Source organism: Aquibium carbonis (genome assembly GCF_003970795.1).
In the GTDB taxonomy this organism is placed as follows: Bacteria; Pseudomonadota; Alphaproteobacteria; order Rhizobiales; family Rhizobiaceae; genus Aquibium; species Aquibium carbonis.
Genome location: NZ_RWKW01000034.1, coordinates 55726 through 81348 on the forward strand (window position 1 = coordinate 55726; position 25623 = coordinate 81348).

A 25623-nucleotide genomic window follows, 5' to 3' on the forward strand; every position below is an offset into this window, starting at 1 on the left:
ATGTCCTTTAAACTCCGGCTTAGCCGATCCGACCGAGGGCCGGGAACGTCTGGAGCAGCCATATTGCAAAGCTAGAGAGATGGCCGGTGATCATGGCGATGCCCATCACCACCATCACCCCACCAGCGACGATTTTGAGCACCCGGCCGGTGCGGCGCATCGACATCATCCGCGCCATGAACCCGCGCATGAATAAAGCCGCCAAGATGAAAGGGAGGCCAAGGCCCAGGGAATAGACGGCGAGCAGCGTCGTTCCGCTTGCAACCGTGGCGTTGGCAGCGGAGAGGGTCAGAATCGCACCTAGCACTGGTCCGATGCAGGGAGTCCAGCCGAACGCAAAAGCGAGACCCAGGAGATAAGCGGCCCCAGCGCTTCCGCTGCCCGGATTGGCATGGAACCGGGCTTCACGATTGAGCCAGGGCATTGGTACGAGGCCGGTCGTGAATAGGCCGAAGACGATAACGATCCCTCCGCCAATCAGGTTCGCTTCGAAAAGATACATGCGCAAGAGCCGGCTCAACACGGTGGCGCTGGCCCCAAGGATGACAAACACGGTCGTGAAGCCGAGCACGAAGCAGAGGCTGAGGCCGAGAGTTCGGCCCGCTGCCCTGAATTCTGTATCGGCCGCAATTCCGTCCGGGCTAATCGTGCGGCCTGCAACGTAGGAAATATAGCCCGGCACCAGCGGCAGAACGCAGGGCGACAGGAAGGATATAACGCCAGCGGCGAAAGCCGTCGCCATTCCGATACTGGAGAACTCCATCAGCCAATCTCGCCCACTAGACGGCGGAGCTTCTGCAAGCGAATCTCACGCGGCTCGTGCATGTCGAGCGTGCCGACGAATTGGCTCTCGGCATCCATCATGTAGACGCCTGCGGTGTGATCCATCGTGTATTCGCCCCCCTCCAGAGGCACTTTTCGCGCGTAGGCCGCAAAGGCCTTCACCACGGCGTCCGTTTCCTGTCGATTTCCCCGCAATGCGAGGATGCGATCATCAAAGGCTGTCATGTATTGAGCCAGCAGCTCTTGGCTGTCTCGTTCGGGATCGACGGTGAAGAACAGTACGTTGAACTGGTCGGCCACCGGCCCGAGCTCGTTCATGAGATCGCTGAGTTCGTAGAGCGTCGTCGGACACACATCGGGACAATGGGTGAAGCCGAAGAAGGCGAGATAAGGCTTTCCAGCAAGCGCGGCATTGTCGATCGTCCCGCCTTGATGCGATGTGAGCTGGAACGGGCCGCCGATAGCTGCGATGCCTGTCGAAGACGCGACCGCCGCATTTTGCTGCTGCCAAGGCTTGGACACTGACAAGCCGATGAAAAGCCCACCGACAGCGGCGACGGCAACCCATGCAACAAGACGGAAAAGTTTGACGCCGCTCATTGGACAGCCTCTCCGTGCCCGTCATGTTCGTTCGCAAATTCCGGACGAGCACCCATGTTCTGCACAGCGAACTCAACGTCGATGGTACCGGCCTGCTCGAACACCAGTGTTGCGGCAAACCGCTCCCCTTCCTTCAAAGGACGCGATGGCTTCAAAAACATGATGTGTATACCGCCAGGTTGAAGTTCGACCGTCTTGCCAGCCCCAATTTCGATGCCATTTTGCACCGGCCTCATGCTGGCAACCCCGTCGATCACGGTCGACTCGTGGATTTCCGCCCGTTCTGACAGAGGTGATGAGATCGAAACCAGACGGTCGGCCATACCGCCATCGTTCGTTAGCGTCAGATAGCCGCCGGCTACCGGCGCGACCGGCGGAGTCGCGCGCGACCACGGATGATTGATGGTGATCGAACCGGCTTGGAAGTCGTGACCAACGGCAGGAGAGATCAATACCGCAAGGGTAAGGAAGGCGGCGGATAGGGCTCGTGAACTAATCATGTTGATTAACTTTCTCTCCAGCTTCCCCGGCCTTTTCAAGAATTTCCAAGCCGCTTCTGACAACGACAACAACCACGCCCAGGCCGATGATCAGATCCGGGTAGGGCGAATTGAAAAGGATTACGGCCAGACCCGAAAGCGCGATGGCTGAGTTCACGAGCATGTCGTTTGTCGTGAAAATCCATGAGGCTTGCAGATGCACGCCGCCTTCCCGATGAGAATTCAGGAACCACATGCAGATCATATTCGTAAGCGCGCTCGCGATTGCCACGGCAATCATGACCGGCCCTATCGGATCGGAGCCAGTGAAGAAGCGACGACCGACTTCAAATAGAAGAAGACCAGCGAAAACCATCAGAAGGATACCCGACAGCCGGGCAACTCGAACCTTCGCCGCCAAACCGCGACCTACGACGAAAAGGCTAATAGCGTAGACACCGGCATCGCCAAGATTATCGAGTGCAGAGCCCATCAATCCTGTTGACTGAGCCCACCACCCTAATCCCCCCACAATGGCTGCCTGGGCCGTATTGATCGCAAGCACCCATGCGAGCGCCCATTGTTCGCTCTTCTCGGATGAAGTGGCACTGCCCTTGGACTGATTACTCATAAATTACACCTCGGCTTTCTTGGCGAGAAGTGGAAGCCGCGACCTGCCTTCGCGCACTGCTTGGGCTCATTTGTCGCGGGTGCCGCGCCAGGTCAGCAGGCGCAGCGCATTGGCTGTAACGAGGACCGTAGCGCCCGTATCGGCGAGAATCGCCATCCAGAGCGTGGTAATGCCGAATAGAGTCGTCACGAGGAAGACGGCCTTCAGACCAAGCGCTATGGCGATATTTTGCCAAATATTGCCGAGTGTCGCCTGTGACAACCCGATGAGATCGGCAACACCCGTCACCCGGTTTCTGAGCAGCGCGGCATCTGCGGTCTCCAGAGCAACGTCGGTGCCTGCACCCATGGCAACGCCAACGGAAGCGGCTGCGAGCGCCGGCGCGTCACTGATACCGTCTCCCACCATGGCGATCGGGCCATTAGCTTTGAGGCGACCGATCTCGGCGAGCTTGGCGTCGGGCAACAATTCGGCGCTTGCCTCAAGGCCAAGATGGGCCGCAATGGCGTCGGCCGTGCGCTTGTTGTCGCCGGTCAGCATCAGTGGCCGCACACCTCGATCTGTCAGCCGCTTCACACCTTCGATAGCGTCGTCGCGCGGTTCGTCGCGCAACGCGATCAATCCCTCGATGGTCTTGCCCTTTATAAGCACGACGACCGTCTTGCCCTGGCTCTCCAGTGTGGTGATCGTCTCGGCAATGTTCTCTTCGAGGGCAGCCTGTTCGGCGGCATGACGGGGAGACCCGACCGAAGCGAAGCCGTCCTTCAACCGCGCTGTGACCGCTTTGCCGGGTGTGGCAACGCCGCCCCCGAAGGTGACGGGCAGTTCGAGCCCCCGCACTTTTGCCGCCTCCACGATTGCAACCCCGAGAGGATGGCTGGTGCTGCGCTCGACGGCCGCTGCAATGGCAAGGACGGCGTTCTCGTCCCCATTGATCGGCACAATGTCCGTCACCTGGGGATGGCCACGCGTCAGCGTTCCTGTCTTGTCGAAGGCAACAGTTACGACCTTACCGAGTATTTCCAGTGCCGCGCCCCCCTTAATCAGCAATCCCTGACGCGCGCCGGCGGCAAGACCCGAGGCAATAGCCGCCGGCGTGGAAATCACGAGCGCGCAGGGGCAAGCAATCAGCAACGTCGCAAGACCCCGATATACCCATGTCATCCAGTCACCGCCGAAGGCGAGCGGCGGCACCACGACGATCAGAGCCGCGACGACCATAGCGCCAGGCGTATACCAGCGGCTGAAACGGTCGATCATACGCGCCGTCGGGGCCTTTGATTCCTGAGCTTCCTCGACCATGTGGATGATGCGGGCAATGGTATTGTCGGCCGCGACATGACTGATCGACACTCGCAACTCGCCATTTGCATTGATGCTGCCGGCATAGACGTTTGCGCCGGCTTCTTTAAGCACGGGCATGGATTCGCCTGTCACGGGCGCCTCATCGACCTCAGATGCACCATCAATCACCGTGCCGTCAGACGGCACACGGTCCCCAGGCCGAACAACGACGACATCACCAATAGCCAACTCTTCGGCAGCGACCTGCTCAATGACACCATCACGCTCGCGGAACGCGACCCGGGGCACGAGATCGATCAGCGCTTCAATGCCTGCCCGCGCACGGCCTGCCGCCACGGTTTCAAGCAGCTCGCCCACTGCGAACAGGAAGATCACGACAGCAGCTTCTTCGGCCTCGCCGATGGCGACCGCGCCGAGTGCCGCGACCGTCATCAACGTCTCGATGGTGAAGGGTGAGCCGGACATCGCACCGGCGACCGCCCGCCGCGCGAACGGGATAACGCTGATCAGGGCCGCACCTGAATAGAGCCATTGCTCCCAATCCGGCAGGATACGCGCAATGGCGAAGGCAAGCATGAACAGTGCGCCGGTCAGCAGTACAAGCCGACCCTTGCTGCCTTTCCACCACGCCTCTGTGATGCGCTTCCGAGGCGGACCCCCCTTCGTCTCAGCCTGCTCGATCACTGGCGTGTACCCGAGCGCTCGGATCTTTTGCTCAATAGTGCCGAGGGCCGTCCGGTCTTCATCGAGTTGCAATGCTAGCGTCTCGTTGGCGTAGCTGACATTGATGTCGCTAACGCCCGGCAGGCGTTGCATCGCCGTCTCGATTTTCAATGCGCACGAGGCGCAGTCCATGCCTTCTATACGCAGTCTGTAAGGGCTCGCTGCCGCCATGGTGTCACCTCGATGGTTTAATGTGACACCGCAGATAGACCCTGTAGCAACTATAGGGTCAAGAGTGGACTTCGTTTATTTGATTTCGCGCTGCGATCCACGTGCAAATTCGCGGTACAACTTCATTAAGGAGCCTTGACCCTGTAGTGGGTACAGGGTGCAGAAATAGTTGAATGCAAAGGTAAATGGAGCGAAGCGAAACGATGGCGAAAGGGAGTGCTATGACCACCGGGGCGGGCACGACTGCAAATACCTGGGCGTTCGTCTTCTCGGCATGGCTCATTGCGCTTGCCGCCTCGCTCAGCGCTCTCTTCATTGGTGAGGTCATGGGACAGACGCCGTGCAATCTGTGCTGGCATCAGCGCGCTTTCATGTTTCCGCTGGCGGTCATTCTGGCTGTCGCTAGCTTTCGAGGTGATGCCAGCGTTTCCCGGTACGGACTTCCACTGGCTGCCCTAGGTGCCGCCATCGCTGCATTCCACTCCCTCCTTTATGCGAGGATCCTTCCAGCAGCCATCGAGCCTTGTACACAAGACGGCCCGTCATGTTCTGGCGTCGAGATGACGGTCCTTGGCATTTTGCCGCTCCCTTACCTATCGCTCGCCGCCTTTGGGAGCATCGCTCTTCTTCTCGTTCTCGCGCACCGGAGACGTTCAACATGACCAGACGGTCCATCGTACTTCTCACTGGCCTTGTCGCACTGATTGTCTTTGCAGGCGGTGCCTTTATCTACGACCGGTACGGCGGCCTCTCGGCACAGCCCGTTGCACCGGCGCAAGGTGATGCGTTGGTCAGGGCGCATTCACCCGTAATCGGCCCAGCGGATGCGCCGGTGACGATCGTGGAATTCTTTGATCCGTCCTGCGAGGCGTGCCGAGCTTTCTATCCAGCCGTTAAGCAGATCATGGCGAATTTCCCTGCCGAGACGCGCCTGGTCATCCGATACGCGCCCTTCCATGACGGATCTGACGAAGCCGTCAGGATTCTGGAAACAGCCCGTCTTCAGGACAGATACGAACCGATACTGGAAGCCCTGCTGGCGCGACAGCCGGAATGGGCCGTGCATGGTGCACCCGATCTCGAGAAAGCCTGGGAAATCGTGGCGGCGGCTGGGTTGGATGTTGAGCAGGCACGGCGTGAGATGTCCTCGGCCGAGATTGACGCCGTTCTTGAGCAGGATATGGCCGATGTTCAGAGCAATAATGTGCGCCAGACACCGACCTTTTTCGTGAATGGCAGGCCGCTGGAATCCTTCGGACCGCAGCAACTCCACGACCTGGTGCGTGAAGAGGTGGAGAGCGCCAGAGCGGCGCACTAGGCGAGCCATCGAGATCGACAAACGTCCAAATAGAACCTACATGACCCTGTATACGCTATAGGGTCATAAAATGAACTCTTCAATTCTGACGATCGGTCATCTTGCAAGGCAAACCGGTACCAAGGTCGAAACGATCCGCTTTTACGAGAAGAACGGTCTACTGCCCGAGCCCTCGCGTACCGAAGGCAATTATCGGGCGTACGAGCCAGACCATCTGAACCGGCTGAGCTTTATCCGCCGGGCACGTGACCTGGGCTTCTCGCTCGACCAGATCAGAGCGCTTCTCACGCTATCCGACAATCGCGGACAATCCTGCGCAGCAGTTGATGCCATCGCTAGCGAACATCGTGCAGAGGTCGAAAAGAAGATCACTGATCTCATGGCGCTCAAGGCCGAACTCGACAGAATGATCGACCAGTGCGAGTGCGGCATCGTCGACGATTGCCGGATCATTGAAACCCTGTCGCCGAAATGATCGGAGGTCCATGCAGCTTTGCCGACGATCCATGTCTTGATCGACTGCAATTGGTAGGTCGTTCGACATCTTCCGCTTGGAAGGGTTGGCTGCTGAAAGCGGCCTTTCCGCTTTCCTGAAGAGTTTCGGGCGCCGGGAGGCGTACGAAAGTCGCGGAAGACCGAACCCGCGGGATGGCAGGCGGTGCGCTATGGGGTTTGCGGCTGACGGCCGTGCCGGCTCACGGGGTTACAGCTCATGATCGCTGCCGATCTCGTGCTGCGGCACGGATGTTGAGGCTCTGACGCCTGGCCCGATGAAGCCCCGGAGCCGCTTCTGGCTTGGTCCGTGAAGCCGACGCCAGTGTTCGGCACGCGGATGCTAGCCCTGAGCACATCGTCCCGGACGGTCGGTTTGATCGTGCCATGCCGGTTCATGGCGAACACTTCCGGTTGGGCCAGGAGCGCGGCGGTCCACGTGGCTGCGGCCAGCGCAGGACAATGCCGACAATGCTCATGTGCCCGCCGCAGCACGGACAAGGCGGAAGGGTGTCGGGCGGCGCCGGCGCTTCCGGCTCCTCGGTGCCGGGCTGTGTGGGCGGCGCTCCAAGGAGTTCACGAATGTGCTCGAGACCGGCCTTGCGGTTCGGCCCGGTGAGGAAGCCGTAGTGCCGGATGCGATGAAAGCCGCGTGGCAGGATGTGGAGAAGGAAGCGCCGGATGAACTCGCCGACTTCAAGCGTCAGGGTGCGATGGCGCGCGCTGCCTTCGTGGTGGTAATCTTTGACGCGGAAGGTGACACTGGCCCCATCGAAGGCTGTGATGCGCCGGGAGGAGATGGCGACCCGGTGGGTGTAGCGCGACAGATAGGCGAGCACGGCCTTCGGCCCGGCAAAGGGCGGCTTGGCGTAGACCACCCAGCGCTTCTTGCGTACCGGGGCGAGATGGCGGGCAAAGGCTTTGGGCTCGGCGAGATGGGCCAGGGTGCCGAAGAAGGCGAGCCTGCCAGCGTCGCGCAGAGCGGCGAGCCCTTCGAGGAACAGGCGCCGGAACAGCGCGCCGAGCACCCGCACTGGTAGCAGGAAGGCGGGACGCGTGGAGACCCAGTGCGTTCCGTCCGGCGAGAGGCCACCGCCAGGCACGATCATGTGGAGGTGAGGATGGTGGGTCATCGCCGAGCCCCAGGTGTGAAGGACGGCGGTGAGGCCTATGCGGGCGCCGAGATGCTTCGGGTCAGCGGAGATCTTCGTCATTGTCTCGGCAGCCGCCTTGAACAAGAGGTTGTAGACAGCAGCCTTGTTCTGGAAGGCGATTGTCGCGATCTCGGCTGGCAGCGTGAAGACGACGTGGAAGTATCCGACCGGCAGGAGGTCGGCCTCGCGCTCGGCAAGCCAGTCGCGCGCCGCCGCACCCTGGCACCGTGGGCAGTGCCGGTTGCGACAGGAGTTATAGGCGACGCGCAGATGGCCGCATTCGTCGCAGGCTTCGACATGGCCGCCAAGGGCTGCGGTGCGACAGTGCTCGATCGCCGACATGACCTTCAGTTCGGCCAGGCTCAGATGCCCGGCTCGGCATGCGCGGTAAGTCGGCCCGGTGAAGCGGAAGATGTCGGCGACCTCGATCGAGGCCCGCATCGTCTCAGCCGGGCGAGGCCTCGTCACCGTGGAACAGGGCGAGCCGGTCGAGCGGGCTAACGACAGCACGCACCGTGCGCGTGGCGACCTTGGCGTAGAGCGCCGTGGTGTCGAGCTTGGCGTGCCCCAGGAGAACCTGGATAACGCGAATGTCGACGCCGTCCTCCAGGAGATGGGTGGCGAAGGAATGGCGCAACGTGTGGGGTCCGACCCTCTTGGGGATGTCGGCTGCCCGCGCTGCCTCCACTACGATGCGGTGAAGCTGTCGCGTCGAGATCGGTCGGGTCCAGCTCTGGCCGGGAAACAGCCAGCCCTCGCGATGAAGAACGCCCTGCCGGTGGCCCTCGATCCACCACTGCCGCAGCAGGGCCAGAAGATCGGCGGACAGCATGGCGTTGCGATCGCGGCCGCCCTTGCCGCGCTCGATGCGCAGCAGCATGCGGGTGGAATCGACGTGGGCGACCTTCAGCGCTGCGACCTCGGCGACGCGAAGGCCCGCGCCATAAGCGACCGACAGCGCCGCCAGATGCTTGAGGCAGACCGCGGCGCCAAGCAGACGGCGCACTTCCTCCGGGCTCAGGACGTCAGGCAGGCTACGGGGATAACGCAGCCGCACCAGCTTACGGGCGAGATCAGGCCGGTCAATCGTATGAACGAAGAAGAAGCGCAGCGCCGAAACGATGGCGTTCATCGTCGGCACACCGAGGCCCGCTTCCTGTTGGGCCATCTGGAAGCGATGCAGATCATCGACGGTCGCCGTGTCGGGCGACCTCCCCAAAAACGATGCCAGGCGGCCGATGTCGCGCATATAGTTGCGCTGCGTCTCGGCCGAGAACCGGCGCATGGTCATGTTCTCGATCAGGCGCTGGCGCAGAGGGCTGATCGATGTGGCGGGAATAGGCAGGGGGTTCATCACAGAGCTCCGTTCGGTGAAAGGAGCCAGGATCTTCCGCCCGCATAGGGCGACGCTCAATCAGCGCACCGCGCTCGTATCATACCGCATACCGTGAAGCTGCCGCCCATCCCGCGCGAGCGGGTTCGTTCTCCCACCCCATGGAGGTCATCGGATCCAAGTCATGCCAAGGCCTCATGGGCTTCCCGCTGACGATATTCGGCAACGATTCTTGAGACGGTTGGCTCGCTCACGTCATAGAGCCGCGCCATCTCGGCGCCGGACTTGCGCCCCGCAACAACGGATTCGGCGATCTCACGCCGTTTCTTATCGTCAAGTTTGCGCCGCCGACCACCGAGCCGCCCTTCCAACCGCGCCTGCGCTAGCCCTGCGCTAGTCCGCTCGCGGATCATGGCGCGCTCGAACTCGGCGAATGAGCCGACCATCTGCATCATCATGCGGCCTGCCGGTGTCGTCGTGTCGATCGCTTCGGTCAGCGACCGGAAGCCGGCCCCCGCCGCTTCGATCTTTTCCATCAAGTGCAGCAGGTCTTTCAGGCTTCGCGAAAGCCGGTCGAGCTTCCAGACAACAACGACATCGCCATCCCGTAGCTGGCCGATCATCTCCTGGAGCCTCGGCCGGTCCCATCGCCCGCCGCTGGCGGATTCTTCGAAGACGCGTTTACAACCCGCTGCCGTCAGCGCGCGCAACTGTGCTGCGTTCGACTGGTCGTCCCCCTTCGACACGCGAGCATAGCCGATCAAATAAGGTGCGGTGCTCAATTCGATCCTTTCACAAACGGCCGTCTACGGAAGCAGGATGACCATGACCGCAAATCAAGGCTCAATGCCTTTCACAATCCTCTTGCAAAACTGTATCAAAAGGCAAGTGATTTTTGAAAGGGATAACCGATGCCAGCACGCATTTACATGACCGGCCCTCAGCGCGACGCTTTGTTGGCGCTGCCCGAAGACGAGACGACGGTCGTCCGCCATCACAGTCTGGACGTAAACGACCTAGCTGCCATCAACAGCGCCCGCACGCCTGAGACCCGGCTTGGCTATGCTTTGCAGCTTTGCTGTCTGCGTTATCCGGGGAGGCATCTCCGACGCGGCGAATTGCTGCCCGCTGTCATGCTCGACCATATCGCTGAGCAGATCGGGATCGATGCAGAAGTGATCGGCGGTTTCGCACGACGGACGCCCACACGCTACGATCAGCTTCTCGCGATCAAGGCGCGTTTCGGGTTCACCGACCTCACCAAGCCGATGCGCGCAACGCTTCGAGCGTGGCTGGAAGCCGAAGCTGTCGGCCTGACCAACGGACGCGTCTTGTTGGGCAACTTCCTCGACGAACTGCGCTTCCGTAAGATAGTCATTTCCGGAATCACCGTGGTCGAGCGCATGGCCGCCGAAGCGATGCACGCGGCCGAAAACCGGATCATCGCCGACATCGACAATCGTCTCGATCCGGCCACCCATAGCCGACTTGACGCGCTTATCGCCGAGAAAACGCACGATAGGCAAAGCCGATTTTCCTGGCTACGGGAACCCACCCCGCGCGTCGCCTCTGCCTCGCTCGTCGGTATTCTTGACAAGATCGCACTGGTTCGCGGCATCAGGACGCCCGCCATCGATAGACGATACGAACCCCGAATGGAGCAATTTGCGCGCGAAGGGGTCCGCTACACCGCGCAGGCATTCCAGCAGATGGGGTCGGCGCGGCGGCATGTTATTCTTGTGGCGACGCTGCGCGAGTTTGAGGCCACGCTGACTGACACAGCTATCGGTATGTTCGACTCGCTCATCGGGCGAGCGCATCTGCGTGCCCGCAAACGCCTTGAACAGACGGTTGCCGCTTCTGCCGACCAGGGCCGCGACCGATTAATCCGTGTCGCCGACGTGCTTGAGGCGGTCAGCAAAGCCGCACGCGCCGGCGGCGATATTGCAGCAGCGGTCGCAGCGGTCGCCTCGCTCGATACGATCGATGCCGACGCTGCTCTTCTCCGGCGAACCACGAGGCCGGGACGAGATAATGCCATCAGTGAAATCGGGCCAGAATATCGGACGTTCAAGCGGGCGGGGCCGCGCTTCCTGAAAGCGTTCACGTTCGAGGGTCGCAAGGGTACCGCGCCGCTCCGTGCAGCGATGGCGATCCTGGCCGAACTCGATGGCGACTGGCGCACGGCGCTCCCTGATGGCTTGCCGCTCGGGCATATCGAGCGGCGATGGCAGCGCTATGTCGTCACGGACGACAAGATCGACCGAACCCATTGGGAGCTGGCGACCTATTCCGCGTTGGCTGGAGCACTGGCGGCGGGCGACATCTGGGTGCCAACCTCCCGACTGCACCGCTCTCTGGAAACGCTGCTTTCACCGAGTACGGATCCGGTCCCGGCACAGGTCTCCGATATTCCTGATCCTCATGTGTGGCTCGATGCCCGCGCGGCCGAACTGGATACTGCGCTGCTCAAGGTATCAGGGGGGCTGACCAGCGGCGATCCCGCGCTGTTTTCCGGTGACCGACTGCGGTTTCCGAAAGAGCCGAAAACCGATCTTGCCGAACGCGACGATGGCAGACAGTTCGTCCGGACCTGCTACAATCTCGTGCCGACGACGCGCATCACCGATGTTTTGTCTCAGGTCGAACGTTGGACCGGTTTCACCAGCCATTTCGGTCATGTCTCGACCGGGTTGCCGCCCAGCGATGAACGATCCTTTCTCGCAGCTATGATTGCGGAAGCGACGAACCTCGGCCTGTCACGGATGGCTGAGGTCTGCGGCGTGGCATCGCGGCGCACGCTCCTGCGCATGCAGACGTGGCACATGCGTGAAGAGACGTTTCGCGCCGCGCTCGGCTGTCTGACCGACGCCATACAGGCCGAACCAATGGCGGCCTGGTTCGGTGAGGGCTGGCGCGCCTCTGCCGATGGGCAGGCTTATTATCTTGGTGGCGCCGGGGAGGCTGGCGGTCAGGTCAACGCGCATTACGGCCGCGACCCGATCGTCAAAATCTACACCACCATCACCGACCGCTACGCACCGCTCCATCAAACCGTGATCGCGGGCACTGCCGGCGAAGCGATCCATGCCCTCGACGGCATTCTCGGCCACGAAAGCAACGCCAACCTTTCCGCGCTGCACGTCGATGGCGGCGGCGTCTCCGATATCGTGTTTGCGGTCATGGACCTGCTCGGGCTTGATTTTGAGCCACGTATTCCGCGCCTCTCCGATCGCCGCCTCTATTCCTTCGAGCCGCCCAAGCGTTACGGACGCCTCGCGCCGCTGTTCGGGAACAGGCTCAACCGCGATCTGATCGTCAATCACTGGCCCGACATTCATCGCGTCATTAGGGCGATGCGCGACCGAACCATCACCCCATCGCTGATCCTGAAAAAGCTCTCAGCCTACCGGCAACAAAACAGCCTTGCCGCTGCCCTTCGCGAGGTCGGCCGTATCGAGCGCACACTCTTCACATTGCGATGGTTCAAGGATCCGGCGCTTCGCCAGCTTGTCACGGGTGAACTCAATAAGGGCGAAGCGCGAAACAGTCTGGCGCGCGCGGTTGCGTTCCACCGGCTCGGCCGCTTCCGGGATCGCGGTATCGAAAATCAGCAAATGCGAGCGGCAGCACTCAATCTCGTCACCGCCGCAATCATCCTGTTCAACTGCCGCTATCTCGACCGCGCCGTGAGTGAACTTGGAAGTCGCGGAGTGAAAATTGATCCCGCTCTACTCTCGCAGCTTTCACCTTTGGGCTGGGACCGGATCAACCTCACCGGCGATTATGTCTGGTCAGACGGCATTGAACTCGATGCCGACGGACTCATGCCCCTTCGAATCCCCGATAGCTACCGTGAATCTATGTCCCGATAATGCACAGAGGCCAGTACAGCTATGAGCGCTCTGTTCGAGAATGCGGCGATCTCCTGCATTTGCCCTGCTTCTCGGCCCAGCATTGGAACGGACGAGCCTATTTGTCGCATGATGATTTCCACGCAGTTCTTGAAGCTCAAGCTGCTTGAGGTGTTACCGATTCAGTAGTGTGCGCTTCCAAAATACCGTCATGAGAGGGGAGAATGGAATGTCGGGGTCTCCATCCAGCTACAGCCCTAGGACAAGTGTTGGCCGATGGTTTGATGCCCGGATGCCGCTCCCGAGGCTCATGCACGATTCCTTTGTGTCATATCCGGTCCCTCGAAATCTGAATTATGCATATACATTTGGCGGCATCCTCACCTTGATGCTTATCCTTCAGATCGCCACCGGAGTCGTGCTCGCTATGCATTACTCCGCAAGTACGGCAACAGCGTTCGGTTCCGTTGAGAAGATCATGCGGGATGTCAATTCCGGTTGGCTACTACGATATCTCCATTCCAATGGAGCGTCGTTTTTCTTCATCGCCGTGTATCTGCACATCTTCCGGGGACTCTATTACGGGTCGTACAAGGCACCGCGTGAGCTGCTCTGGATACTTGGATGCATCATCTACCTGCTGATGATGGCGACCGGATTTATGGGCTACGTCCTGCCATGGGGGCAGATGAGCTTTTGGGGCGCAACGGTGATAACAGGCTTCTTCACTGCGATACCGCTGATTGGCGAATGGTTGCAGCAGCTTCTGCTTGGGGGGTTCGCCGTTGACAATCCGACCTTGAACAGGTTCTTCGCACTTCACTATCTCTTGCCCTTTATGATTGCAGGGGTGGTTGTCCTGCATGTCTGGGCGTTGCACGTAACCGGGCAGACAAACCCCACTGGGATCGAAGTCAAGCACAAGACCGACACTCTGCCATTTACGCCCTATGCGACTGTCAAAGATGCGTTCGGTATGATCATTTTTCTGATCGTTTTTGCCTATTTCGTTTTCTACATTCCGAACTATCTTGGCCACGCCGACAACTATGTGGAAGCCGACCCGCTCCGGACTCCCGCCAAGATCGTTCCCGAATGGTACTTCCTTCCATTTTACGCGATTCTCAGGGCAATCACTTTCAACATCGGCCCTATCGACGCCAAACTTGGAGGCGTCCTCGCGATGTTCGGTGCAATCGCGGTTCTATTCTTTGTGCCTTGGCTCGACACTTCGAGGGTCAGATCCGCTGTCTACCGCCCATGGTACAAGCTGTTCTTCTGGCTATTCGCCGCGAATGCGATCTTTCTCGGGTGGCTGGGAGCCATGCCCGCGGAGGGTATCTACATCCCTATGATGCAGGTTTCAACATTCTTCTACTTCGCCTTTTTCTTAATCGTCATGCCGCTGCTAGGGCTGATCGAAAAGCCCCGTCGCATTCCCAACTCCATAACTGAAGCGGTGCTCTCACCGGCAGCGAGCGGAAAGCTGAATGAAGCTGGTAGGCGAACCAAGGATGAGAATCTAACGCGTGCCTAGCCGCCACGCAAAAGCGCAACCAACTTTGACAATTCGTCGCTCCAATTTCTCAAAATGCGGGATTCGCGTCCGTGGCTTTCAGCTTTTTGCTATAGCATCATCCATCTTATACGACCCCAGTGCGGTCCTGAAAACGGTCACTCCGTCGCCTCTGTCATCTGCCGGAACCAACTATTGGCTGGGTTCTTTCGCCTCGTGATCCTGTAGACTGTGGCGGGGGGAAAATTGGACAGCACTATGCCGATCTTATCGGCCTTGAGGGCAAGGCGGTTGAGAACAGCATCCGGCACCGGGCAGCGCCAACCATACGTGAATTGATAGAAACCCGCATCCGCATCAAGCAAACCAAAAGCCTCCTTCAGTATCCTCATCACTTTGCCGGAGGGCATCGCCAAAAGCGGCAATCCGCTGATTGCGAGCCCATGCAAACGTGGCAATTCAAACTGACGGGGCGAAAGGCGTGCCGCATCCGCTCGTATGATCGTCGCGCGGGGGTATTGTTCTGCCAGAGCATCTGCAAATTCGGAGCCGATCTCGACTAGAGTCAGGTCCTGCGGCTGAACGCCGCGCTGTATCAGCGCCTTAGTAAAGACGCCGGTGCCCGGTCCAAATTCGAGTACCGGACCTGTCTCGCTATTAACATCAACTGTGATCAAACAAGCCAGCCGGTTGCTCGAAGGAATCACTGAGCCGACGCGAAGAGGGTGGGCAAGCCAAGCGCGTATAAATTTATATGAATCGGCTGGAGATGGCATTGCCTGTCTTCCGGGACATAACGGAACTGCTGGTTGAGGAGCGCTATCTGCCGCAGTGCAAACGGGAGGATTTCTTGCGGAACCAAAATAATCGCGCGGCATGCCGGCTGATTAGCGGGTCAGGCGACGCACAAGGTCGATTTCGCTTTCGACGAGGCTGAGCAGTTGCTGCGGACCGAACGACTCCAAGCTCTTGCCGTTGACGAAAAAGGTCGGCGTTTGCTCGACTCCAAGCGTCTTCACATCCTTTGTGTCCTGGTCGAGTGCTGCCGCAATATCGGCGGACGACAGATCGCCGCGGGCGCGCTCCACATCCAGGCCAGCCGAAGCCGCTGCCTGCCAGGCGCGGTCGAGATTGGGGCTGCCGTGCAACGCCCATTCGGGCTGGGCGGCCAGCAGAGCCTCCAGCACGGGCTCGAAGAGATCCTGCCTGCGGGCTGCTTCAAGGATGCCGACCGCCTGATCCGACCCCTCGTGGAAGGCTGCGTAGCGCAGCACGAGCCTGACATCCTTGGGATACTGCGCGAGGATGTTCTTGACGATCGGGTAGAAGGCCCGACAGGCTTCACAGGACGGATCGAAGAATTCGACGATAGTGACCGGAGCATCCGCCTCCCCGATCACGGGCGAGTGCGGGCGCACATAGACGTCGCTACTGTCCGGGCCGACGCCCGCCTGAACGTTGCGACCACTTCTGTCGTAATAGAATGCTGACGCACCGAAAATGGCGGCAGCGGCGGCCGCGGCTGAGATGACGATAGTCTGTCGACGGTTCATCGGAAAACTCCAGGACGGCACAGGGCGAGAAGCCCGGCTATGGCTGTGAAACAGAGCAGCGAGATCAGAGGCAGCGGCAGACCGCCCATGATCGTCATCGCCTCGCCCGAGCAGGACGGGCCGTTGCGGGCACAAGGGGATATGGCCTCTTCGATGAGGCCGAAATACAGCAGGGTATGGAACCCGGCGACCGCCATGCCGAAGCCTGCAAGTGGCAGGGCATAGAGTTTGATCGCGGGATCGATCCTGAACGCCGCAATTCCAAGAATGACGGCAAGGGGGAACATGAAGATGCGCTGGAACCAGCAGAGGTTGCAGGGTGCCTGGCCCATGATCTCGCCGATGAACAGCGCGGCAAATGTGGCCGCGACCGCGATCAGCCACGCCAGGAACAGGCACCAGGAATTGCGATCGTCGACTGCCTGATTTGAGACCTTGTTCAGCATCTGCACAGCATCAGTCCTCTCTACGAACCGGCAAGGCGGCGGAGCTTCTGCAGCCTGATGTCGCGCGGCTCGTGCATGTCCAGAGTGCCGCCGAAGCTTCCATCGCCCCTGACGAGATAGACGCCGGTGGTGTGGTCCATCGTATACTGGCCATCCTCCAGGGGAACCTTCGCCGCATAGGCTGAAAATGCCCTGAGCGTTGTCTCCGTCTCCTCCGACGATCCCCGTAAAGCGGTGATGCGGCTATCGAAGGAGGTCATGTAGCTCGCCAGCAGCGCCTGCGTGTCGCGTTCCGGGTCCACGGTGACGAACAGCGCCTCGAACTTCTCTGCGTCCGCACCCAGTTCCGACATCAGGTCGGTCAGCTCGAACAATGTCGTCGGGCAGATTTCGGGACAATGGGTAAACCCGAAGAACACGAGATAGGGCCGTCCCGTGAGCGACTGATTGTCGATCCGCTCTCCCTCATGCGATGTCAGGGAAAATGGCCCGCCGACCCGCGCCGTTCCGGTCGAGGCTTCGGCGGGAGCTTGCGGTTCTGGCAGCATGGTTGAGACGAGCAGGAAGCCCGCAAGCAAAACGACTGCGCCCCAAACACAGATGCGGAAGAGCCTCACCCGGTTCATGGCGTGTGGCCGCCATGGTCCGTCGCCGTGTCCGGCTTACCCTCGGCGTTCCTTTGAACCACAAACTCGACCCTAACGGAGCCGGCGCGGGCGAACTCCAGGGTTGCCTCGATGCGATCGCCTTCGGCAAAGGGACGAGCAGGCTTGATGAACATCAGGTGGATGCCTCCCGGCGCGAGGGCCACGGACGAACCCGGCGCGACTTCCAGCCCGTCAGGGAGCGGGCGCATTCGCGCCACGCCATCCTCGATGCTCATTTGATGGATCTCGATCCGTTCGGCCAAAGGTGTCGATCCACCGACCAGGGTGTCGGCTTCCGGTCCCGCGTTGGTCAAAGTGAGATATGCACCCATGACCGGGGCGGCGGCCGGGGCGGCGCGCGACCACGGATGGCCGATCCTGATATCGCCCGCCGAGAAATCGTGCGCCGATGCGGCCGAGGAAGACAGTATCGTAATCGACGCAAGGCTTAGTGCGATGGCGACTTTGTTAGAATAAGACAAGCCGCTTCCTCCATATGTTCTCTTTGCTGGTGGGCCTTGTGCATCCAGAACGCCTCCCGGCACAGTCCGCACATCGCCGCACATCTTTCCCGATCAGGTCTCGCGAATGCCCTTCCATGCGAGCAGCCGCATCGCATTTGCCGTCACCAGAACCGTGGCGCCGGTGTCGGCCAGGATCGCCGGCCAGAGCCCAGTCACGCCGAGCACCGTGGTGACGAGGAACACCGCCTTGAGCCCGAGCGAGATGGTGATGTTCTGGAAGATGTTGCGCATCGTGGCGCGCGAGAGCGCGACCATGTTCGCCACGTCCTTTACACGGCCATGCAGCACGGCCGCATCAGCCGTTTCCAGCGCCACATCGGTTCCGCTGCCCATCGCAATCCCGATATCGGCCGCTGCGAGTGCCGGCGCGTCGTTGATACCATCGCCGACCTTGGCGACGAACTTGCCGGACGCCCGCATCTCGCCGACGATTCGCTGCTTGTCCTGCGGCATGAGTTCGGCTTGCGCCTCCATTCCGAGCGAGGCGGCGATGGCGTTGGCGGTGCGCGTATTGTCACCGGTCAACATGACGGCGTCGATACCGAGCTTCTCCAACGCGGCGATGCCCTCCTTCGCGTCCTCGCGCGGCTCGTCGCGCATGGCGATCAGCCCGGCTATCTCGCTACCCGCAAGCAGCACCGACACGGTCTTGCCGTCGTCGTTGAGGGCGGCGATCCGTGCCGAAAGCGTGTCGTCGAGCGTTACCTTCTCCGCCGCAGCGCGCGGCGATGCGAGGAAGAGTTCGATACCGTCGACCGTGCCGACGACACCCTTGCCGCCGACAGCCCCTGCAGCGGTGGCGCTCCCCACCGGTACGTTGTCGGTCGCCGCCCTTGCCAGGATGGCCACTGCAAGCGGGTGGCTCGAACCGCCTTCCAGCGCCGCAGCAAGCCGCAGCACCTCTTTCTCGTCGTGCGCGACGCCGATGATGTCCGTGACCTTCGGCTTGCCCTCGGTGAGCGTGCCCGTCTTGTCGAAAGCGACACGGTCGACCTTGCCCAGGTTTTCCAGAACCGCGCCGCCCTTCATCAGGAGGCCGCGGCGCGCGCCGGCCGAAAGTGCCGCGGCAATCGCGGCCGGCGTCGAGATGACGAGCGCGCAGGGGCAACCGATCAGCAGCACGGCAAGGCCGCGATAGATCCAGGTGTTCCATTCCGCGCCGCCAATGAGCGGCGGCAGGATCGCGATCAGCGCCGCGACGACCATGACGCCGGGCGTATAATATCTTGAGAAGCGGTCGATGAACCGCTCTGTCGGCGCCTTCGATTCTTGCGCCTCCTCGACCAGTGCGATGATGCGCGAAATGGTGTTGTCGGCCGCCGCTGCGGTGACACGAACCCGCAGCACGCCCTCCTGGTTCACAGTGCCCGCGAATACCTTGTCCCCGACTTCCTTGCGCTTCGGCACGGACTCACCCGTCACTGGCGCTTCGTCGACCGCGCTCTCGCCGGATTCGACTATGCCGTCCGCCGGCACGCGGTCGCCCGGGCGAACGAGCACCAGCGAATCCACCGTCAGGCTGTCCGCTGGAACGGATTGCGTTGTTCCGTCGCGTTCGAGAAGCGCGGTCCGGGGCATCAGCGTCGCCAGCGCGCGGATCGAGGCGCGCGCGCGTCCGGTCGCGATGCCTTCGAGTAACTCGCCGATCAAGAACAGGACGACGACAACGGCCGCTTCCTCGGCCGCATCGATGATGACGGCGCCCACGGCCGCGACTGTCATCAGGGTCTCGATGGAGAACGGGCTGCCGTTCATGGCGCCGGACAGCGCGCGCCGGGCGATGGGAATAAGGCCAACCGCCATGGCGACGATGAAGCCCCAGGGCTGCGTCTGCGGATAGAGCTGGCCAATTCCGAAGGCGACCGCCAGCGCGATGGCGCAGGCAATTGTCAGCCTTGCCTTCGAGGTGCTCCACCAGGGGCCGTCCTGGGGACCGTGATCGTGGCCGTGCATGCCTTCCAGTGCGTCAGGTGTTTTCTTCGGCGCTGTCCTGTTCGCATCAATGCGGGCATTTTCTTCGTGGTCGTGATGGTCTTTTTGGCCGTGCTTGTGGTCGTGTGCGCCATGGTCATGGCTGCAGCCCGGACCATGAGCGTGGTCGCGGTGGTCAGTCTCTCCGACCGCCCCAGCTTTTGCCGCAGCGGGCGCGATCGGCGCCGCCTTGTATCCCAGGCTGCCGACCTTGCGCGCGAGCGCGTCGAGGTCGACCGTGTCGCCATGCTTCACCGTCATCGTACCTGCGACGACCGAAACATTGACATCGGCCACATCGGGAATGCGTCGGACCGCCCTGTCGATCTTGGCGGCGCAACTCGCGCAATCCATGCCCTCCACCCTGAAGCGGGTCTGGCGTTCTGCAACGGTCATCCGTCTTACTCCTGTCTCTCAGGAGCAGACCCATACGACCTCTAGCAGCTAGAGGGTCAAGACCTTTGTTCATCAATCTCCCCCTAACCATGCGCCAGATTGGCTCATTGGCAAAACAAGGCTTCTCCAGAATAGTCCCGGTCCCGAATAGCTATTGTCAGAGATGGAATTTGTTCTCTTTTTCGTTTGGCCGTCAGATTTACGGGCTCTGTTTCATTGTTGTCGTCACCATCCAGCTCGGCTTTAGCGTCGCGCTGCTGATTTCTATGGGGCTTTCCCGTTACCTGTGGGTCGCCGCTCTTGCCAATTTCATAAGACCTCACCTCTTGGTGGCCGGCATTATGCTTTTCGTGGTCGGCTGGGCACTGCCGCGACTATCGACAAAGATCGCTGGGGCGATCGCGCTCTTGGTGGCGGCCGTCCCCTTTCTATTCCTGCCGCCGCCGGCACCATCTGCTGCGGGAATGCCGGTCAGCCTTGTCGCCGCCAACGTCTACGTCGATAATCCAGACCCGGCGGACTTCCTGGCGATCCCCGCTGTCGCGAGCGCGGACATCCTCGTGCTGCAGGAAGTGACGCCGCGCTGGCAGGACGCGCTGCTGGCCAGTGGCAGATGGGCCTTCGAGAGCAGTCGCGACCTCGAAGCCAACACCGACATGAAGCTGTTCAGCCGCTTCCCCATTCTGGACGCTCGAACCATTTCGCCCGAGAGTAGGGATACTGGTGGCAGATATGCCGTTCGATTCGAGCTGCTCGTGAACGAACGCTCGGTCATTGTCTATGCGGTCCATCCACAGACGCCAAGAAGCACGCGCATGTGGCGGCAGCGAGCGGCGTATCTTCGCGACCTGGAACGGGCACTGGGAGCCGAGCCGACCGATGCGTCGGTCATCGTTGCAGGGGACTGGAACACGCCGCCCTGGTCGCCCTTTTTCAGGGATTTGTTATCCTCGAGCGGATACCGGACGACAGAGGCGCGCTGGTGGCCGTCACCGACCCGCTTCAGCATCCGCCTATGGTCACTGACCCAGATCGGTACGCCGATCGACCGCATTGTCATATCCCCGAATGTGGGACTTAGCGAACTGCTCATGGGTCCGACGTTCGGTTCGAACCATCTGCCGGTCGTAGCGCGACTGTCGATCCCGCGGTGAAATTCCGATAGTTTGTCGCCGGCCGAGGTGAAACGAGTTTGGCTTCTTTCGGCCCGCATGGAGTTAGGGAGATGATGGGGCTCAGACAAGCAGCATGCATCATTCTCGCCGTGGTCGGGATATCGGCAGCGGACAATGCTGCGGCGAGCGCCCCGACCGGCATTTTCCTGTGGTATCCGGATCAGGCGGAGCCGCCGTCATCCGAGGACTGCGAAGCTTTGGTCAGCCGCGTGAACCCCTCTCGTGAGAAGGCAGAGGCATGGTTTTGGGGCCGCGTCCCGCAAGGGACCGAGCTGGAATTCTATCTCTTTCTCTCGAAAGACAGGATGGAGCCGACCTTCTCCGCTGAGGGGGACTATGACACCGGCGAGCTGAGGCTGGGCAGCACGGTCGGCGACGAGACCGCCTTCGATTTGATTCCCGACGATCATCCGACAGTCGCGATAAGAGGGTCGATCATCGCACCAAAGAGCAGTCCCGTCCTGACCGTGGTGCTGCGCGACGTGCCGTCAGTCGATGCGCCGGCCGACAGGGTGACTTACTACTGCCGGTTCGCCGAAGTTGAGACCGAGGCTTGATGCCGTCGCCTCTTTTGCTCGCGTTCCGGGTGTTTGCCCTCCAGCGTCTGCTTTCAACTATGCCACCTAAGACGCCAGCGTAGACTTACAAAACAATGAAGTCGAAGAGCAGTTTGACGTTGAGAGCGGCAATGATGAAAGCGATCGTGAATGCAAAGACCACCAGCCAGCGCGGAGCGACGAGGTCGCCCATCTTGCGCTTGTCCGCCGTGAACATGACGAGCGGGAACACGGCAAATGATAGCTGAAGGCTGAGAATGACCTGGGTCAGGATGAGGAGTTGTGCGGTGCCGCTTTCGCCATACCAGATTGTAATCGCGGCAGCGGGGACGATAGCGATCGCTCGGGTTATGAGCCGGCGGAGCCATGGCGGGAGCTTGATGTCGAGAAAACCCTCCATCACGATCTGACCGGCGAGCGTTGCCGTCACGGTCGAATTGATGCCACAGCAAAGAAGGGCAATTCCGAACAGGAGAGGCGCTATGGCGAGCCCCAGCATGGGCGCGAGCAGGCTATGGGCTTCGCCAAGCTCTGCAATCTCCGTCCGCCCGGCCACGTTGAACGTTGCAGCGGCGAGGATCAGGATCGACGCGTTGACGCATAGGGCGAACATCAGCGCGACCGTGGAATCGATGGTCGCGAATTTCAAAGCCTCGCGCCGCTCGTACAGGCTGTCACCAAAGTTCCTTGTCTGAATGATCCCTGAGTGAAGGTAGAGGTTATGGGGCATCACGGTGGCCCCTAGGATACCCAGCGCCAGGTAGAGCATTTCGGGATTGGTGACGATCTCGGTAGTTGGTGCAAACCCACGGATCACAGCGCCCCAGTCGGGATCGGCGAGCGCTATCTGCACTACGAAGCAAACCGCGATCACGGCCAGAAGTGCGATCACGAGCGCTTCTACCCATCGAAAGCCAAGCCTTTGCAAATACAGGATAAGAAAAACGTCGAGGGCGGTTATCACGACACCGATCTCAAGCGGAATGCCGAAAATGAGGTTGAGCCCGATGGCTGTCCCAATGACCTCGGCTATGTCGGTGGCAATTATCGCGATCTCCGCTAGCACCCATAGCGCGCGCGAGACCGGCTTCGAATAGGCATCCCTGCAAGCTTGCGCGAGATCCCGACCCGAGGCGATCGCCAGCCGCGCGCAAAGCGATTGAAGGACGATAGCCATGATGTTGGATACCAACGCGACGACGAGCAGCGCGTATCCGAAACGTGAGCCACCAGCGATCGATGTTGCCCAGTTGCCTGGGTCCATATAGCCAACGGCCACGAGGTAGCCTGGTCCAAAAAATGCGGCGGCGCGGCGCCAGGACGGTCCGTCTCTGCTGACATTAATGGACCGGTGAACATCGGCCATCGACGGCGAACTTGGCTTGCTTTTCCACCCTTGAGCATCCCGCTCGGGATCGATCATGGAAACTCGACTCTCTATCGCTTAGCTCTTGCAATCAAGAGAAGCATAGCACCTGAAATATAGCAATGGCTATAGGCAGCGAGATAACCGGGTCGTTAAGGCTTCTACGCTTGGAATAATCTATAGCCTCGGCTAAGATATTTCCTAACTGCGGAACGCTCAGGAACGAAGGGGAGGTGGATGAACGATCAGGCGAAAGGTGACGAGATTCAGGTCGGACTGGTGGATGCCGACACGCATGTCGAGAGCTTCCGCCAGACCCGCAGCAACCGGCGAACGGAACTTCTTGAGGACTATGTGGAACTCATCGCCGATTTGATCGATCACGACGGCGAGGCCCGTCAGGTCGACATTGCCCAGAGGCTCGGCGTCGCGCAGCCAACGGTCGCCAAGATGCTGAAGCGTCTTGCCGCGGAAGGATTGATTCAGCAGCGCCGCTACCGAGGCGTGTTTCTGACGGAAGAGGGAAAGGAACTCGCACGCGTCAGCCGCGAACGACATCAGGTTGTGGAATCGTTCCTATGCGCGCTCGGTATCAGCCCAGAGACCGCGCGCATCGATGCTGAGGGGATCGAGCACCATGTCAGCGCCGAGACGCTCGAAGCGTTCCGCGCGTTCCTGAAGCGGTAGAACAAGAAAACATCGTGCTCGATATCCTCGCTCATCGTATCTACCGCCATCTGTTCCGCGCGCAGATGATCGCATTGATCGGCACAGGGCTTGCCAAGGTGGCACTGGCGCGCCTGCGACTTGGCTGGCGAGAACGCAGACGCCATGTTGGGCACGGCGCTGGCCATCAAGGAAAGGTACTCGACGGCGCTAGCTGTCATACCCACATCATCGTCATCGATGAACTGCATGCCACTTGGCCGCATGCGCGCTAACGCGGCGATGCGCCCCTGCGGCATCTGCGATGGATGATATTGCCATTCTTGGCGGGCTATTCGCTGTCGCATGCATCGCGGCCACGATTCTACCAGCTCAGTCGGAAGCCGCGCTCGTTGCTCTGCTGGTCGCCAACCTGCACTCACCTATGCTGCTCGTCGTCGTGGCCCGTCTTGGCAATGTGCTCGGCGCAGTGGTCAATTGGGTACTCGGCCGCGGAGTCGAACGCTTCCATGACAGACGCTGGTTTCCGGTTGGTCCGGCAGTTCTTGACTGCGCCACCGGGTGGTACCGTCGATGGGGTCGCTGGAGCCTGCTTCTAAGCTGGGCGCCGATTGGCGGCGATGCACTGACAGTCGCGGCCGGCATCCTACGGGAACCGCTTTGGAGCTTTATCGTGCTCGTTGCAATCGCCAAGGCGGGCAGATACCTCGTGCTGGCCGCAGCGACCTTGGGACTGATTGGGTCGTAGCGGTTTAGTGCTCCGTCTTGCACAGATCGTGGTTCGCCAAAGACTGGATGACGTAGCAATCCTTGATCTGGTCCCCGTGGCAGCGCGTCGCGATGCGGTGCAGCTCCTGCTCAAGCAACCGAAGCTTCGCGATCTTGTCGCGGACGGCCTCCAATTGGCGAACGGCGATGTTATCCGCGTTGGCGCAAGGGAGTTCAGGATGCGCGCTAAGGTCGAGCAGCTCGCGAATGGCTTCGATCGTGAAGCCAAGATCGCGAGCGTGCTTGATGAAGGACAGGCGATCTCGATCCCGCGGTTCGTATCGACGCTGATTGCCCTCCGAGCGCTCGGCAGCCGTCATCAACCCCATCTGTTCATAGTAGCGGATCGTAGGAACCTTCACCCCCGTCCGACGCGACAACTCTCCAATTGTTAGCATGGCTACCTCCAGTCCCTATAGACATTGGCAGAGCACAGCCCATTTGCAATCGTGCCGATTTGCCGCATGCTGGCATGCACGCCAATCATCAAGCGGCCCAGATCATGGATGATCCTGACACGCTCACCAAAAGGGGCGGATGAGCATGACGAAGTATACCGCGTTTTTACGCTCGCTTCCGGTCCACGTGATGTTCCTCGGCCTCGCCAGCGCACCAGCGAGCGCATCCGGCGAGCCGACCGATCACATCAATCCTCCGCAGCTACTGATGGTCGAGCACGCGGAAATCTTGATGCCAGGGCCGAATGGCAACGCCGAAGGTTATCTGACGATCTGGAACGGGACCAAGAACCATGCGAGCATCGCTTCGATCACAAGCGATGCGTTCGACGAGGTGGTCATGCTGAGAAGTCGCTTCCTGTCCGATTCGGCTCAATCGGAACCCGTCGAAGGAATCGTCCCGATCCCAGGGCACGCGGAATTGAAGATGCGCGGTGACGGTATTCGGCTTGCACTCAGGAATCCAGTATCACCCACGGCGCAGATGGAGAGCGCTGGGCTGACTCTGATATTCGACGACGGCACCGAATTGGAGGTGCGAGCCAGCATACACCGTTCCAGCGAGATGCTGACTGATCATCGTCATGGTGAAGTCGATCGGCGTTCGAACTAGGATTGTCAGCGAGCGGGCATCTTACGTGGTTAATCCAGTATTGCAACGACCACATTAATTCTACGATACTTTGAATCTAATCTAACCTGTTGATTTTTCAGCATTTTGACGTCCTTCTCCTATG

27 protein-coding genes are annotated in these 25623 nt (G+C 60.5%); 11 read left to right on the top strand and 16 right to left on the bottom strand.

Annotation, left to right across the window (positions count from 1 at the left end; all coding sequences use genetic code 11):
• Positions 1–19 precede the first annotated feature (19 nt).
• The 5 genes from EJC49_RS09865 to EJC49_RS09885 all read right to left on the bottom strand — a co-directional run bounded on the left by EJC49_RS09865 (position 20) and on the right by EJC49_RS09885 (position 4692).
• Positions 20–763 (bottom strand): cytochrome c biogenesis CcdA family protein, encoded by a 744-nt coding sequence (locus EJC49_RS09865; protein WP_009452630.1) that lies wholly within the window; start codon positions 761–763, stop codon positions 20–22.
• The gene (locus EJC49_RS09870) at positions 763–1383 is read right to left on the bottom strand and encodes an SCO family protein (protein WP_009452629.1); all 621 of its coding nucleotides are present in this window, start codon (positions 1381–1383) and stop codon (positions 763–765) included. The genes EJC49_RS09865 and EJC49_RS09870 overlap by 1 nt, the downstream gene beginning before the upstream one ends.
• Entirely contained in the window at positions 1380–1883 is a 504-nt protein-coding gene (locus EJC49_RS09875; RefSeq protein WP_009452628.1) for a copper chaperone PCu(A)C, read from the bottom strand. The genes EJC49_RS09870 and EJC49_RS09875 overlap by 4 nt, the downstream gene beginning before the upstream one ends.
• Positions 1876–2493: a cation efflux transmembrane domain-containing protein gene (locus EJC49_RS09880; protein ID WP_018065776.1), complete on the bottom strand. Its 618-nt coding sequence runs from the start codon at positions 2491–2493 to the stop codon at positions 1876–1878. The genes EJC49_RS09875 and EJC49_RS09880 overlap by 8 nt, the downstream gene beginning before the upstream one ends.
• Before the next feature lie 66 nt (positions 2494–2559).
• Entirely contained in the window at positions 2560–4692 is a 2133-nt protein-coding gene (locus EJC49_RS09885; RefSeq protein WP_126699766.1) for a heavy metal translocating P-type ATPase, read from the bottom strand.
• 221 nt (positions 4693–4913) lie between these two features.
• Here EJC49_RS09885 and EJC49_RS09890 point away from each other — a divergent pair, with 221 nt between their 5' ends.
• From EJC49_RS09890 to EJC49_RS09900, 3 genes are all read left to right on the top strand, one after another.
• Positions 4914–5354, top strand: a complete 441-nt coding sequence (locus EJC49_RS09890) for a disulfide bond formation protein B (RefSeq protein ID WP_024706423.1) — start codon at positions 4914–4916, stop codon at positions 5352–5354.
• The gene (locus EJC49_RS09895) at positions 5351–6010 is read left to right on the top strand and encodes a DsbA family protein (RefSeq protein ID WP_028793180.1); all 660 of its coding nucleotides are present in this window, start codon (positions 5351–5353) and stop codon (positions 6008–6010) included. The genes EJC49_RS09890 and EJC49_RS09895 overlap by 4 nt, the downstream gene beginning before the upstream one ends.
• Positions 6011–6080: 70 nt before the next feature.
• Positions 6081–6485, top strand: a complete 405-nt coding sequence (locus EJC49_RS09900; protein WP_009452623.1) for a MerR family transcriptional regulator — start codon at positions 6081–6083, stop codon at positions 6483–6485.
• A 412-nt stretch (positions 6486–6897) separates the two neighbouring features.
• Here EJC49_RS09900 and EJC49_RS09905 read toward each other — a convergent pair whose 3' ends face one another.
• From EJC49_RS09905 to EJC49_RS09915, 3 genes are all read right to left on the bottom strand, one after another.
• Positions 6898–8097 (bottom strand): IS91 family transposase, encoded by a 1200-nt coding sequence (locus EJC49_RS09905; protein ID WP_126699767.1) that lies wholly within the window; start codon positions 8095–8097, stop codon positions 6898–6900.
• Positions 8098–8101: 4 nt separating this feature from the next.
• Positions 8102–9010, bottom strand: coding sequence for a tyrosine-type recombinase/integrase (locus tag EJC49_RS09910; protein WP_126699768.1), 909 nt, complete (start codon positions 9008–9010; stop codon positions 8102–8104).
• Positions 9011–9171: 161 nt separating this feature from the next.
• The gene (locus tag EJC49_RS09915) at positions 9172–9771 is read right to left on the bottom strand and encodes a recombinase family protein (RefSeq protein WP_009452622.1); all 600 of its coding nucleotides are present in this window, start codon (positions 9769–9771) and stop codon (positions 9172–9174) included.
• A gap of 129 nt (positions 9772–9900) precedes the next feature.
• Between EJC49_RS09915 and EJC49_RS09920 the strand changes: the two genes are divergently transcribed.
• Together EJC49_RS09920 and EJC49_RS09925 are read left to right on the top strand one after the other, a co-directional pair.
• Positions 9901–12864, top strand: a complete 2964-nt coding sequence (locus tag EJC49_RS09920; RefSeq protein WP_009452621.1) for a Tn3 family transposase — start codon at positions 9901–9903, stop codon at positions 12862–12864.
• 208 nt (positions 12865–13072) lie between these two features.
• A complete protein-coding gene (locus EJC49_RS09925) occupies positions 13073–14380 on the top strand; it encodes a cytochrome b (RefSeq protein WP_126699769.1) in 1308 nt (435 codons plus the stop codon).
• A 137-nt stretch (positions 14381–14517) separates the two neighbouring features.
• Here the strand turns inward: EJC49_RS09925 and EJC49_RS09930 are convergent, their stop codons facing one another.
• From EJC49_RS09930 to EJC49_RS09955, 6 genes are all read right to left on the bottom strand, one after another.
• Complete coding sequence (locus EJC49_RS09930; protein WP_126699770.1) at positions 14518–15135, bottom strand: class I SAM-dependent methyltransferase; 618 nt, start codon at positions 15133–15135, stop codon at positions 14518–14520.
• Between the two features lie 111 nt (positions 15136–15246).
• Positions 15247–15912, bottom strand: coding sequence for a DsbA family protein (locus tag EJC49_RS09935; protein ID WP_126699771.1), 666 nt, complete (start codon positions 15910–15912; stop codon positions 15247–15249).
• Positions 15909–16358: a disulfide bond formation protein B gene (locus tag EJC49_RS09940; RefSeq protein WP_126699809.1), complete on the bottom strand. Its 450-nt coding sequence runs from the start codon at positions 16356–16358 to the stop codon at positions 15909–15911. Before EJC49_RS09940 ends, EJC49_RS09935 begins: the two co-directional genes overlap by 4 nt.
• Positions 16359–16378: 20 nt before the next feature.
• Positions 16379–16984, bottom strand: coding sequence for an SCO family protein (locus tag EJC49_RS09945; RefSeq protein WP_126699772.1), 606 nt, complete (start codon positions 16982–16984; stop codon positions 16379–16381).
• Positions 16981–17571: a copper chaperone PCu(A)C gene (locus EJC49_RS09950; protein ID WP_126699773.1), complete on the bottom strand. Its 591-nt coding sequence runs from the start codon at positions 17569–17571 to the stop codon at positions 16981–16983. Before EJC49_RS09950 ends, EJC49_RS09945 begins: the two co-directional genes overlap by 4 nt.
• A gap of 9 nt (positions 17572–17580) precedes the next feature.
• Complete coding sequence (locus EJC49_RS09955) at positions 17581–19896, bottom strand: heavy metal translocating P-type ATPase (protein ID WP_126699774.1); 2316 nt, start codon at positions 19894–19896, stop codon at positions 17581–17583.
• Between the two features lie 170 nt (positions 19897–20066).
• Here EJC49_RS09955 and EJC49_RS09960 point away from each other — a divergent pair, with 170 nt between their 5' ends.
• A complete protein-coding gene (locus tag EJC49_RS09960; protein WP_245453340.1) occupies positions 20067–21050 on the top strand; it encodes an endonuclease/exonuclease/phosphatase family protein in 984 nt (327 codons plus the stop codon).
• A 71-nt stretch (positions 21051–21121) separates the two neighbouring features.
• Positions 21122–21628 carry a hypothetical protein gene (locus EJC49_RS09965; protein ID WP_245453341.1) on the top strand — a complete coding sequence of 169 codons (507 nt, stop codon included), beginning with the start codon at positions 21122–21124 and terminating at the stop codon, positions 21626–21628.
• A gap of 85 nt (positions 21629–21713) precedes the next feature.
• Here EJC49_RS09965 and EJC49_RS09970 read toward each other — a convergent pair whose 3' ends face one another.
• Complete coding sequence (locus EJC49_RS09970; protein ID WP_126699775.1) at positions 21714–23051, bottom strand: Nramp family divalent metal transporter; 1338 nt, start codon at positions 23049–23051, stop codon at positions 21714–21716.
• 180 nt (positions 23052–23231) lie between these two features.
• Between EJC49_RS09970 and mntR the strand changes: the two genes are divergently transcribed.
• The 3 genes from mntR to EJC49_RS09985 are packed head-to-tail and all read left to right on the top strand — an operon-like array spanning position 23232 to position 24408.
• On the top strand, positions 23232–23681 hold the full coding sequence (mntR, locus tag EJC49_RS09975) for a manganese-binding transcriptional regulator MntR (protein WP_126699776.1): 450 nt from the start codon (positions 23232–23234) through the stop codon (positions 23679–23681).
• Between the two features lie 14 nt (positions 23682–23695).
• Positions 23696–23935, top strand: coding sequence for a hypothetical protein (locus EJC49_RS09980; RefSeq protein WP_126699777.1), 240 nt, complete (start codon positions 23696–23698; stop codon positions 23933–23935).
• 29 nt (positions 23936–23964) lie between these two features.
• A complete protein-coding gene (locus tag EJC49_RS09985; protein ID WP_126699778.1) occupies positions 23965–24408 on the top strand; it encodes a YqaA family protein in 444 nt (147 codons plus the stop codon).
• Positions 24409–24412: 4 nt separating this feature from the next.
• Here EJC49_RS09985 and EJC49_RS09990 read toward each other — a convergent pair whose 3' ends face one another.
• Positions 24413–24826 carry a MerR family transcriptional regulator gene (locus tag EJC49_RS09990; protein WP_126699779.1) on the bottom strand — a complete coding sequence of 138 codons (414 nt, stop codon included), beginning with the start codon at positions 24824–24826 and terminating at the stop codon, positions 24413–24415.
• A 145-nt stretch (positions 24827–24971) separates the two neighbouring features.
• Between EJC49_RS09990 and EJC49_RS09995 the strand changes: the two genes are divergently transcribed.
• Entirely contained in the window at positions 24972–25499 is a 528-nt protein-coding gene (locus EJC49_RS09995) for a copper chaperone PCu(A)C (protein ID WP_170314673.1), read from the top strand.
• Positions 25500–25623 lie beyond the last annotated feature (124 nt).